This window comes from Bacillus sp. JK106 (genome assembly GCF_053663355.1).
Window position 1 is genome coordinate 227254 of sequence record NZ_JBSJQC010000001.1, and the last position, 12656, is coordinate 239909.

Genomic DNA, 12656 nt, shown 5'->3' on the forward strand with positions numbered 1-12656 from the left:
AAAAGGCGTCTTCATAGGGAAGGCGCCTCTTTTTGTTTTAACCTTGATTTCATCAGGACATAATACAGCAGCGACGGAACGGCCAGGCCGATGACCCAGGCAATGTCGCCTCCGCCGAATATTTCAGCGAGCGGCCCGATGTAAAAGGAGGTATTGATGAACGGGATTTCTAATATAATCGACAAAACGAAGGCGGCCGCTGTAATCCAATTGACCCTGCCGTATTGCCCGTTGACGTCAAACATCGATTTGACGTGGTATTTTCCGCGGCGGATAAAATAGTAATCCACGAGGTTGATCGCCGTCCATGGAATTAAGAAATAACTGATGAAAAAGATGAAATTTAAAAACAGTTCCATGAAATTGCTTTGGCCCAAGAGACTTAATACAGTACCCGCTGCCGTCACACAAAGGATCATTACCACTCTCGTTTTCGGCGTCACCTTCAGTTTTAAAAACGGCTCCAAGGTAGTCGTGGTTGACATAAAGGCTCCGTATAAATTAAAGACGTTGATCGCCATTTGCCCGAACAGGACGATGATCAGCATAATAAAGGAAAACGGACCGAACAATCGGACAATCTCATTTCCCGCATTAGCGGTAAATTCCGGGAGCGCCGTCGTCAAAATGGCGCCGAGAAGCATCATCCAGATGGAACTGACTGACGTACCTGCATAGCTGTACCAAAAAGTATGCGATGCCGGTGTTTTGACCGGCAGATAACGGGAATAATCTGCGACATATGGCGCGTATGCCAGCTGCCATGTGGCCACCGCGCTGACCGCCACTAGAAAAACAGGCAGATCTAATGAGCCGGGTACCCAGCTTCCTGAAGGAATCGGCAGTTGAAAAATAAGAATTGTTGCAGCAAAAAAAACGGCAAAGGAGGTCCAAGAGAGGATTTTCTGCATTTTGTGAATCAGATCATGACCGTAGATCGTGAGTAAAAAACAGATGGCGCTTAAGCCGATAATACACCATGAAGCCGGAATCGGGACAAAGCTGCTCAGTGTACCGGCTGCGAGAATCGTACTGCTCGCAAAGAAGCCCAGGTAGATAAACATGACCAAAAAGAGGGGCAGAATCGCTCCGATCACGCCGAATTGCGCGCGGCTTTGAATCATTTGCGGAATTCCGAGCTGAGGTCCTTGTGCGGAATGAGACGCCATAAAGATTGCGCCGATAAAGGTTCCGATTATAATGGCGGCGATACTCCAAAAGAGATCGAGTCCCATTGTAACGGGCAGTGTGCCTGTGACTAACGTCGTAATATGCATATTAGCCCCGAACCAGACGGGGAATAAATCTTTAGCCTTTCCGTGTCTTTCGTCATGCGGAATATGTTCAATCGTTCGCCTTTCTACTTTCAATAGATAATCTCCTCCGTATGTTCTTCTTTAACATAAAGACATAGCTTAACAGATTGACCTGCCGTTTACAAATTCCAGCATGCAGGAAAAACATTGTAAAGCCTCGCTGACAGCCGTTCAAAGTTTTTTTTGAAAAACGGTACAAACACTGCCGCCAAAACGATTTGCCAGGGTTTAAAAGGCATGGATACGCTTACTGACTAATATGTATGAAGGAGAAATGTGTCAATCTTTTGACGAATGGAACCATTATTCGTTAAGCTGAAAGAATAGTTTACTTTGTGTAAATTTCATTAATGAAAAGGGGATTGATGATATGTGTACAAGTCTTACATTGAAAACGACAGACGGTAATCACCTATTGGCGCGAACGATGGATTTTGCATTTCAGCTCGGTACGGACGTCGTGCTTTACCCTCGTCAGTACAGCTGGAAAAGCGAAGCTGACGGCAGGATGCATAAGACGAAATACGCATTTATCGGCATGGGGAGAAATCTCGGCAATGTTCTGTTTGCCGACGGCGTAAATGAAAAAGGGCTGTCGTGTGCGACGCTGTATTTTCCGGGCTTTGCGGGATACGAGAAAGCGGAACGGGAGGGCACCTGTCACATCGCTCCTCATGAGTTTGTCACCTGGGCCTTATCAAACTGTGACTCTCTTGAAGACATAAAGGAAAAGCTCTCAATGCTGACGATTGTAGAGAAGAAGTTAATGTTATTGGATACGGTGCTGCCTCTTCATTGGATTTTATCAGACCGCACGGGCAGCTGCATTGTCATCGAGCCGACACCGGAGGGAATGAAAGTATATGACAACAAACCCGGAGTGATGACCAACAGTCCGGAATTTCCTTGGCATGTGACCAATCTGCGCCATTATATCGGAATCAGGCCGCAGCAGTCAGAAAGCAAAACATTGGGCGGAATGACATTAACCGCTTTCGGCCAAGGATCTGGAACGATCGGGCTTCCCGGTGATTACACGCCGCCATCCCGGTTCATCAGAGCCGCTTATCTGAAAGAGCATTTAGAGCCTGCCGCCCATGAAACGGATGGCGTTACGGCCGCTTTTCACGTGCTGTCCAATGTGAATATTCCAAAAGGCGCGGTGATCACAGAGGAGAATGAAATTGATTATACGCAGTATACGTCGGTCATGTGCTGTGACACCGGAAACTACTACTTTCATCTGTACGACAACCGGCAGATTCACAAAGTAAGTTTATTCCATGAAGATCTTGACCGTCCGGAGCCGAAAGTATTTGCGGCCGCGGCGGAGCAGAATATACAGGAGCTGAATTAGCTCAAAAAAAACAGGACGCGATTGTCCTGTTTTTTTATTTAATACGGATCAGACGGATGGCTTTCCTGTTCAGCCTGTTTTGCGGCTTGTGCCGTATCAGTAGTGCCGATCGGCCCGCCGCTGCTGCTTTCGGAGGCTTTTTTCAGCCCTTCCGCAACACGTTTTCCGTAGTCCGGATCTGCTTTTGTGAAATTCTCAATCATTTGATCCTGAATGTCTTTCCGGCAGGAAGAAAGCGTATTGACCAGGTTTGTGATCAATTCGTTCCGTTCAAATTCCGAAAATCTGCGGTATGTTTCTCCGGCCTGGCCGAAGTTATTCGGCCGGTCGATCGCTTCCCGCTTCACATCGCCTTCGACATGAGGTGTATGGTCTTTCCCATCCTGCTTTGCTTCGGTGAGTCCTCCCATAATGGACGGCTCATAGTTGACGTGCGGGTTTTGTCCTTCTGCCCGATCGACACGATACTGCATTTGCCCGCCTTCCTGGTTGGTGGCGACATGCTTTTTCGGCGAGTTGATCGGAAGCTGCAGGTAATTTGCGCCGACGCGGTACCGCTGGGTATCTGAATAGGCGAATGTCCGCCCCTGAAGTAATTTGTCATCTGAAAAATCAAGGCCGTCCACAAGCACGCCCGTTCCGAATGATGCTTGTTCCACCTCGGCATGGTAGTTTTCCGGGTTTTTGTTCAGAACCAATTTACCGATCGGCTTCCAAGGGAAATCGTCTTTATACCACAGCTTGGTCGGATCAAGCGGATCAAAATCCAGCTCGGGGTGCTCGTCATCAGTCATGATTTGCGCATACACTTCCCATTCAGGATAATCGCCTTTTTCAATCGCTTCATACAAATCCTGTGTCGCATGGTTAAAGTTTTTCCCCTGAATCTCTTCCGCTTCCTTCTGTGTCAGGTTGCGGATGCCCTGTTTCGGTTCAAAGTGATATTTGACGAGCACGGCTTTTCCTTCTTCATTGACCCATTTGTAGGCATGGACGCCTGAGCCCTGCATCTGCCGGTAGTTGGCCGGGATGCCCCACGGCGAAAACAAGAAAGTGATCATATGAGTCGCTTCCGGTGATTGGGAAATGAAGTCGAAAATACGCTCGCCGTCCTGAATGTTCGTAACGGGATCAGGCTGAAATGCGTGCACAAGATCCGGGAACTTCAGCGGATCACGGATAAAAAAGATTTTCAGGTTGTTGCCGACCAGATCCCAGTTGCCGTCTTCGGTATAAAGCTTAACGGCAAAACCCCGGGGATCACGCAATGTTTCCGGGGAATGCTTCCCGTGGTTGACGGTAGAAAACCGCACAAACGCCGGAGTTTTCGTTCCTTTCTTTTGAAACACTTTCGCTCTTGTATATTTAGAAATCTCCTCGTCTCCAAAACTTCCGTACGCCTCAAAGTATCCGTGTGCGCCGGCGCCGCGCGCGTGAACGACACGCTCGGGAATCCGTTCGCGGTCAAAGTGGCTGATTTTCTCCAAAAAATCATAATTCTCCAATGTCGTCGGTCCTCTATTGCCGACTGTCCTGACATTCTGGTTGTCAGTGACCGGATGGCCCTGCCGGTTTGTCAGCGTGTCTTCTGACTCGCCTTTACCGGTCGTCTTACTGGAAAGCGTTTCTTCGCTGTTTTTGTTATTTTCCATTGTTGAACCCTCCTTTTTGAACGGTAACAATATGCCCAGCAGAGCCGTTTTTTAAAACCGATTTTCAAAAGAAGCGGTTATTCCGCGATCGGCGTCAAGGACCCGCCGTTCCATATTTCGCCCTTGTTCAGCGTCCAGCTGTTTTGATAAAGGCTTTGCGCGCCTTGATTGGCCGCCGGACTTAATTGTTCATCCCATGTCAAAAAGTACGTGGTCTGAGGGTATTTTTGCCTGATCGCATTAATAAAAGCAGCATAATCAAAGCTTCCGATATTGCCGGACGGACCGGTTTCGGCAAAGGCAAACGGTTTTTTCAGAGACAGCATTTCATCATAGCCTGATATCGCATACGGATCAGTGAAGTAAGCGTCCAGACCGGTAATATCCACATAAGATGAGCCTGGGTAGAAGTCTGTTTTAAAGTCTCTGTTGGCATCCGGCGAATACACCCACAAAAGGTTATCCAATCCTCTTGTCTCTGTCATATAGCGGTATATCTTCTTGTAAAGCTCTTTGTACAGCGAGATTCTCTCATTGTCTTTTTGGTTGTAGCCTGTCAGCCCCCACCAGAACCACTCGCCGTTCATTTCATGCAGCGGTCTGAACAGAACGGTGACGCCTTGATTTTTCAGCTGAGTAAGGCCGTCGGCAATTTTGCTGAGCAGCGCCTCAAGCCGTTTTCCTTCCACAGTTGAAGGGTCAAGGATGTTTTTGTACTGGCTGTTTGAGATGGCCGTTTTATAGTTTCCGGATGGAAAGGCCGGATTTGCGAGATGCAGGCTGACCTGAGGGAGGCCGCCGCTTTTCCAGTATGAGATTAAGCTGCTGTTGCAGCTGTAATCGATAGTATCGGTGATATCCGCTGTTTCCAGCCACCCTCTCCCATAGTCACAGCCGTAGATGGCGGGAGACTGTCCCGTCGCGTTTTTCAAGCGGTTTTCCTCTGTCATTGAAAAAGTGACATCGCTGTAGCCGCCGAACGCTCCGGACATGACCCTGTTTTCTGAACGGTTGGGCAGGTGCGCCAGCCAGTTCATGATATCTTTTGTCGTCTGCTGGGCATTTGGGTTGACGGGATAAACGGTGTGAGCCGATATCGGACTGGCGGCTCCTAAGAGTAATAAAACGATAGACAGGCAGACTGCTAACTTTTTAAGCATATAAAAGACCTCCTGATTTTTAAGATGATGAAGGGTGTGAAACGATAACCTCACAATCTCCTTCTATAACAAAATCTCCGGAATCCGCCGGCACGATAAAGTGATCGCCTTTGTGAACGGGGCATCCATCCAGTTCTCCGCGTCCTTTAATGACGCTTGCGAGTAAATACCGGCCGGGTGCGGGGAATGATGCTTTCCCGCTCACATCCCATTGATAAACTGAAAAGAAAGGTGTTTCGGCGAGTATCGTAATAAGAGCATCTCCGATCCGATGCTTTGTGCTTTTTACATTTTCATCGGTATGGGGAATGTCTGTTACGTCAATTGCTTTCTCAAGATGAAGCTCGCGTTTATTCCCGTTCCCATCCGTCCGGTCATAGTCGTAAAGCCGGTAGGTGGCATCAGAGCTTTGCTGGATTTCAAGAACGAGCGTACCTTCACATAAAGCGTGCAGTGTGCCGCTCGGGACATAGAAAAAGTCGCCGGGCTTAATGGGGATGCGGCGGAGCAGGTGATCCCACTCGTTTCGTTCAATGAGCCGAACGAAATCTTCTTTTGTTTGGGCGCGGTGCCCTAAAATGAGCTCCGCGTCTTTTTTGCAGTCCAACACGTACCAGCATTCCGATTTTCCGAGTTCTCCGTTTTCATGCCGATGTGCATATGCGTCATCCGGATGAACCTGCACGGATAAGTCCATATTTGCGTCAAGAATTTTTGTGAGCAGGGGAAAAGCGTCTTCTTTCGGATGTCCGAACAGGTCAGGGTGTTCATTCCAGAGCCGGTGTAATGATGTTCCGGAAAAAGGCCCGTTCCGCACGATGGATGTACCGTGCGGATGAGCTGAAATCGCCCAGCACTCTCCCGTCCGCTCAGAAGGAATCTCATACCCGAATGTATCGCGCAGCTTCGTCCCGCCCCATAATCTTTCTTTAAAAACCGGTTCCAAAAATAAGAGTTTCGTCATTTTCCCGCCTCCCGGTTTGCCGTCTCTAATGCGCGCTCCGCCAATACGAGCGAACCGGCCGCGCCGGAGTGAATCCCTAATTGAGGGGGAACGATGAAGTGTTCAATGTCGGGCAGGTCAATATATTGATTCAGCCGCTTTTTCACGTGCTGACGGATATAAGAGAACAGCTGATGCTGCTTCATGACGCCCCCGCCGAGAATGATCTTTTCAGGCGAAAGTATGAGAATATACTGCACAAGCGCTTCGGCAATATAATAGCCCTCAAGCTCCCACACTTCCTGCTGATCCGCCAGCAGATATGCTTTTTTCCCCCAGCGTTTCTCAATGGCGGGACCTGCCGCGAGGCCTTCCAGGCAATCTGTATGGTAAGGGCAATTGCCTTTGTAGCCGTCGTCAGGGTGTCTTCTGACATAAATGTGGCCCATTTCAGGATGAGACAGCCCTTGAACAAATCTGCCGTTCATGATGGCGCCCGCTCCGATGCCAGTGCCGACCGTCAAATAGAGGCAGCTGTCCGCGTTTTTGGCCGCGCCGAAAGAAGCTTCTCCGAGCGCCGCCGCATTAACGTCGGTGGTGAAGCCTGCGGGAATATGCAGTGCGTTTTTGATTGTTTGAAGAATAGGGCAGTTCCGCCAGGCTGTCTTCGGCGTCGCGGTGATGCACCCGTATGTTTGACTGTCGGGGCGGATGTCAATCGGTCCGAACGACCCGATGCCGATGGCTTCTATCGGGAAATCTTTAAAGTAACGGATGACCTGTCTGAGTGTGTCATCCGGTTCTCCCGTCGGAAACTCCGCTCTGTCCAGAATGGTGCCGTCTTTTTGTCCGGCGGCACAGACAAATTTCGTGCCGCCGGCTTCAATACCTCCAAGCATGGCCGTACCTCCTCATCTGTTAAAATCCGTTTTGATCGGAAACGGCTTTGAACCAGCGGCCGCTTTTTTTGACGGTCCGTTCGCCCCCGTTTTCCAGATTGACAGATACAAAGCCATAGCGGTTTTTATAAGCATTTGTCCAAGACCAGTTGTCCATGAAAGTCCAAAGATGATAGCCTTTAACATTTGAACCTTCTCCGATGGCCCGATGCACCCATTTGAGATGTTCCTGGATAAATTCAATCCTGTAATCATCCTGAATGATGCCGTTTTCATCGCGGAAGCGTTCCTCGCCTTCAACTCCCATGCCGTTCTCGGAAATAAAACATTCGATATTTCCGTAATGTTCTCTGAGATTGGTGAGAATGTCATAGATTCCTTTTTCGTAAATTTCCCACCCGCGGTGAGGGTTCATTTTCCGTCCGGGCATGACGTACGGATCGAAGAAACGCTCAGGCAGGAAAGGGGCATGCGGATTCGGAACATGTTCTTTTGCCTTGACGCGTCTCGGCTGGTAGTAGTTCACGCCTAACAGGTCAACCGTATGCTCCTGAATGAGGCGGAGATCTTCTTTCTCATAACGCGGCAGAAAGCCTTCCGCCTTGAGAATCTCGACAAGCTCCTCAGGAAATTCGCCCTTTACGGCGGGATCTAAAAATGAGCGGTTGAAAAAGGCGTCGGCAATCCGGGATGCTTTCAGATCTTCAGGGTGTGAGCTTCTCGGATAAGAAGGCGTCAGATTCAGAATGATTCCGATTTGTCCGTCCTGTTTCAATTCTCTGTAGGCTTTGACAGCCCTTGCATTCGACAGCAGGGTATGGAAGCCGGCCTGCACCGCTTCTTGAAAATTAACGTGATTCGGATAGTGAAAGTCGTATAAGTAGCCGCCTTCAATCGGCACAATCGGCTCGTTGTGAGTGAACCATTTTTTCACTTTGTCACCGAATAGCGAAAAGCAGGTTTTGGCGTAATGTTCAAACGCGTCAACGGTGTCCCGGCTGACCCAGCCTCCCTTACGCTGAAGGGCGAGCGGCATGTCAAAGTGAAACAAATTGACAAACGGCTCAATGCGATGGGCAAGCATTTCATCGATGACGTCCTGATAAAACGCGACCGCTTTCTGATTGACCTCGTCAGTTCCGTCCGGAATCAATCTTGACCAGGAAATAGACAGCCGGAAGGAGTTGTGGCCGATTTCTTTCATCAGCCGGATATCCTCCTTGTATTGATCATAAAAACGTGACGTGTCGCCGGGGCCGACGCCGTTAAAAAAACGGCTCGGCTCTTTTTCATACCAGTAATCCCATATGTTTTGGCTTTTTCCGTCTCTGTCGGCGGCGCCTTCTGTTTGGGTGGCGGAGGCGGAAGACCCCCACCAGAATCCTTCCGGAAAACGATATTGAATATTTGATTCAGTCAATTGATTTCTCTCCCTTACTGCGATTTTGATTACATACTCATGCTGTCATCCCGTGCATGCTGCTCGGCCTCGGCTTCTTTTTCCTTTGCCATATTTAATTTGTCCAGCGCTTTAAGAAACGGGAACCAGATGACAAAGACAATACAGAGGTTGACCAGCTGCATAATGCCGCCCATGACGGAATTGGTCGCCATAATCCCGTTAATGAAAAGGGGGACGGTCCAGGGCACGGTCACGCCGGTAGGAGGGGGCACGATCCCCGCCGACATGGCCAGATAGGTGACGAGCGTGACAACCATCGGCGCGATTACCCACGGAATGATAATGATCGGGTTCATCACGATCGGCAAACCGAAAATAACCGGCTCATTGACGTTGAAAATACCTGGCGCGAGACCGAGTTTGGATATCTGTTTCATCTGTTTGCTTTTCATAAAAAGCAAGATGGTGATCACTATGGCCAATGTCATTCCGGTTCCGCCCATTCCGACGGTGTAAATCTCCATAAACGGCTTAGAAATAATATGGGGAATCTCTTTTCCCGCTGTATACGCAGCCAAATTTTCGACCTGTAATGTATTCCAGATCGGGTCCATCACGGAATTGATAATGATCTGTCCGTGAAGTCCGAAAAACCATAAAATCTGAATAAAGAAAACAGCGATTAATGTAGGAATGATGCCGCTTCCAAGTCCGACAAGCGGGGCTTGAACCGTATGATAAATGACATCATGCAGATTGGTGTGAAAGATCTGGGTGACAGCCGCATTGATCAAGAGGAAGACGGTAAGCGTGATAAAAGCCGGAATCAATGCGGCGAACGATTTAGCAACAGCCGGAGGAACACCGGCAGGCATCTTAATCGTTAAGTTTCTCTGGACGATTCTTCTGTAGATTTCACCCGACAAAAAAGCGGTTATCATGCCGAGAAACATCCCTTTTGCTCCAAGCCGGTCAACCGGAATGACGCCTGCGACCGCTTTGCCCGTTTCCGGCTCTAAGACGAACGGGGTGAGCAGCAGAAAAGAAACCAATGCAATCGCTCCGCCGAATACGGCCTCCACTTCGTAGCTTTTTGAAAGGTAATAGCCGATCCCGAAGACGACAAAAATGGACATAATCCCCATCGTCGCCGTCGAAGCGCCGCCAAATCCGGATTGAAAGACAGACAGGGCGGAGCTGCTCATGATTTTGTTTAAAAACGGCAGGTTCGTCAGCACGACGAACACCGAACCGAAAATGGTCAGCGGAAACGCCAGCATAAAAGCATCCCGTAAGACTTGCAGGTAGCGGTTATTGTTTAATTTGCCCGCGATCGGAACAAGGAATTGGCTGATTTTCTCAAACACGTCTTCACCCCCGGCTTTTTATAAATTCTTTGATTGAAATAAGTCGAGCATTTCTTTGACGATCTCTTTCATTGAGAGCGCTGACATTAAGTGGTCTTCAGCATGCATAAAAAGCAGGGAGACATCCGTCTTGGCGCCGCCGGCTTCTTTTTGAATCATCTGAAAATGGATGTCGTGCGCTTTTCCCAGTTCTTCTTCAGCCTTTGTCAGAAAGGTGTCTGACTCATCTGGCCGGCCGTCTTTATAAGCGCGTATCGATTGAATAATACAGCTGCGGGCATTGCCGCTGTGAAGAATCAGCTGAAAACTGATCTGTTCATCCGTGTACGTTTCCATGCTTATCGCTCCTTTATTTGATCTCTATCAAGGAAACGGCCTGTTCGTATGCTTTTTTGCCGTCTCCCATGCCGTATGCCATCATATCAATCACATCAACGGTGATGTGAAGCGGGTCCGCCTCTTTCTGAAGCTCGCCTTTTAAAAAACTCATCTGCGGGCCGATCAGTACGACGTCTGCGTCTTTCATCGCTTCTTTTGCTTTATCCTGTCCGACTGCCCAAATCTCGGCCTCCTCACCGATGGAGCTGGCGTAATTCTGCATTTTTGTGACAAGAAGGCTGGTGGACATGCCTGAGCTGCAGGCTAATAAAATTCTTTTCATGAGGAATCCCTTCTTTCATAAAGTTAAAACGTTTTCATGAATATTATAATCTTTTGAAATTAAATGTCTATACTTTTAAAATATAAAAGTTTTACTTTTCGGATTTTTGACACAAAAAAACCTTTTAAGATTCAACTTAAAAGGTTTTTCATCTCAAGCGAGCCATAACAGCCATAAATAAAGTCCGATCAGGGTGATGAATAACGTCGGAATGGTTAATAGCAGACCTGTTTTGAAATACATTCCCCAGGAAATTTTCACGTTTTTCCGGCTCAGCACGTGGAGCCATAACAATGTCGCCAGCGACCCGATCGGCGTGATTTTCGGCCCGAGGTCAGAACCGATAACATTCGCGTAAATCAATGCTTCTCTCAGCAGCCCGTGAGTGTCCGTTCCGCTGATGGCTATGGCGTCAATCATCACCGTCGGCAGGTTATTCATAACGGAGGAGAGGATCGCAGCGATAAAACCCATTCCGAGTGTGCCCGCAAACAATCCGTGATCCGCCGCTTTCTGAATAAGCTGAGAAAGAAGATCCGTCAGTCCGGCATTCCGCAAGCCGTACACGACAACATACATGCCGACAGAAAAAAACACGATGGCCCACGGGGCGTCCTTGATGACTTGTTTCGCAGGGACGGCGGGGCTTCGCTGCGCCAGAATGAGAAAAATGACCGCGATGGAGCCGGCAACGAAGGAAACGGGTATCGACAGCAGTTCGCTGACGAAATATCCGATCAATAAAACGGCCAGCACAGCCCATGATAACCGGAAAAGGCGCTCATCCTTAATGGCGGATGCCGGATGTTTCACAAGACCGGTGTCATACCGTTTCGGAATGTTTTTTCTGAAATAGAGATACAGCACCAAAATGCTTGCCGCCAGAGAAAAAAGGTTGGGCACCAGCATGCGTGATGCATATTCAATGTACCCGATATGAAAGTAATCAGCGGATACAATATTGACCAAATTGCTTACAACGAGCGGAAGCGAGGTGGTGTCGGCGATGAATCCCCCGGCGATAATAAACGGAAAAACCAGCTTTTCAGGTAAATTCAAAGCCCGCACCATCGCCAGTACGATCGGCGTCAAAATGAGCGCCGCTCCGTCATTGGCAAACAGGGCGGAGACAACAGCCCCTAAGACCGACACATAGAGAAACATCCGCAGCCCGCTGCCTTTGGCCGCCATGGCCATATGCAGCGCGGCCCACTCAAAAAAACCGATACTGTCAAGAATTAATGAAATGATAATAATGGCGATAAAGGCGAGTGTCGCATTCCAGACGATCCCCGTCACTTCCGCGATATCGTGCAGGCTGACTGCTCCGGCGATCAAAGCGAGGACCGCTCCGCCGCAGGCAGACCAGCCGATTGATATATGTTTCGGCTGCCATATGACAAACACAAGTGTCAGCACAAAAATCAGCGCTGATAAAACCGCAACTCCCAAGAATATATCCCCCTTACCGGCATGTAACAGTGACTTCTTTTTGCCGCAATGTCTGTAAAACTTCGTCCTTTTCATCTATCTGCTGCAGAATCGAGCAGACCAGCGCGTATTCCGGTCCGGACGGATGAATGGCATAGTACCGCCACTGGCCCTCGCGTCTTTCGCGCACAAGGCCGGCGTTCTTTAATTTCCGCAAGTGCTGGCTGATGCCGGGCTGACTTATATGAAAAATAGCCGTCAGCTCGCAGACACAATATTCCTTATCCTCCAGAAGCTTCAGCATCAAAAGCCTCGTCGGGTCGCTTAGAAGTTTGAGGCACTGGCTGATCCCTTCGGAACTTAAAGCATTATGCCGCCGTTCCATGCGCTCACTCCTTTTTTACACTATTATATAAGCGAATGTTTATATAAGTAAATGGCAATATAAAAAAAGCCGGTCTTGCACTT

Annotated in this window: 12 protein-coding genes; 1 reads left to right on the plus strand and 11 read right to left on the minus strand. The window is 48.8% G+C overall.

What is annotated here, in order from left to right:
- Positions 1-11: 11 nt before the first annotated feature.
- Entirely contained in the window at positions 12-1370 is a 1359-nt protein-coding gene (locus ACWJJS_RS01150; protein ID WP_014306090.1) for a purine-cytosine permease family protein, read from the minus strand.
- 316 nt (positions 1371-1686) lie between these two features.
- Here ACWJJS_RS01150 and ACWJJS_RS01155 point away from each other — a divergent pair, with 316 nt between their 5' ends.
- Positions 1687-2673: a choloylglycine hydrolase family protein gene (locus tag ACWJJS_RS01155; protein WP_025853653.1), complete on the plus strand. Its 987-nt coding sequence runs from the start codon at positions 1687-1689 to the stop codon at positions 2671-2673.
- 38 nt (positions 2674-2711) lie between these two features.
- On the opposite strand, the gene katX is transcribed toward ACWJJS_RS01155, so the two are convergent.
- From katX to ACWJJS_RS01205, 10 genes are all read right to left on the minus strand, one after another.
- Entirely contained in the window at positions 2712-4325 is a 1614-nt protein-coding gene (gene katX / locus ACWJJS_RS01160; RefSeq protein ID WP_077723034.1) for a catalase KatX, read from the minus strand.
- A 77-nt stretch (positions 4326-4402) separates the two neighbouring features.
- A complete protein-coding gene (locus ACWJJS_RS01165) occupies positions 4403-5485 on the minus strand; it encodes a glycosyl hydrolase (RefSeq protein WP_070082572.1) in 1083 nt (360 codons plus the stop codon).
- A gap of 19 nt (positions 5486-5504) precedes the next feature.
- The gene (manA, locus tag ACWJJS_RS01170) at positions 5505-6449 is read right to left on the minus strand and encodes a mannose-6-phosphate isomerase, class I (protein WP_070082571.1); all 945 of its coding nucleotides are present in this window, start codon (positions 6447-6449) and stop codon (positions 5505-5507) included.
- Positions 6446-7327 (minus strand): ROK family protein, encoded by an 882-nt coding sequence (locus ACWJJS_RS01175; RefSeq protein ID WP_070082570.1) that lies wholly within the window; start codon positions 7325-7327, stop codon positions 6446-6448. Before ACWJJS_RS01175 ends, manA begins: the two co-directional genes overlap by 4 nt.
- 19 nt (positions 7328-7346) lie before the next feature.
- The gene (locus ACWJJS_RS01180) at positions 7347-8747 is read right to left on the minus strand and encodes a glycoside hydrolase family 1 protein (protein WP_070082569.1); all 1401 of its coding nucleotides are present in this window, start codon (positions 8745-8747) and stop codon (positions 7347-7349) included.
- Positions 8748-8776: 29 nt separating this feature from the next.
- Positions 8777-10096, minus strand: a complete 1320-nt coding sequence (gene celB, locus ACWJJS_RS01185; RefSeq protein WP_176283601.1) for a PTS cellobiose transporter subunit IIC — start codon at positions 10094-10096, stop codon at positions 8777-8779.
- Between the two features lie 18 nt (positions 10097-10114).
- The gene (locus ACWJJS_RS01190) at positions 10115-10432 is read right to left on the minus strand and encodes a PTS lactose/cellobiose transporter subunit IIA (protein WP_014306083.1); all 318 of its coding nucleotides are present in this window, start codon (positions 10430-10432) and stop codon (positions 10115-10117) included.
- Positions 10433-10445: 13 nt separating this feature from the next.
- Positions 10446-10757 carry a PTS sugar transporter subunit IIB gene (locus ACWJJS_RS01195; protein ID WP_454023246.1) on the minus strand — a complete coding sequence of 104 codons (312 nt, stop codon included), beginning with the start codon at positions 10755-10757 and terminating at the stop codon, positions 10446-10448.
- Between the two features lie 153 nt (positions 10758-10910).
- On the minus strand, positions 10911-12209 hold the full coding sequence (locus tag ACWJJS_RS01200; protein WP_454023247.1) for an arsenic transporter: 1299 nt from the start codon (positions 12207-12209) through the stop codon (positions 10911-10913).
- Between the two features lie 13 nt (positions 12210-12222).
- A complete protein-coding gene (locus tag ACWJJS_RS01205) occupies positions 12223-12573 on the minus strand; it encodes an ArsR/SmtB family transcription factor (protein WP_014306081.1) in 351 nt (116 codons plus the stop codon).
- Positions 12574-12656: the final 83 nt, after the last annotated feature.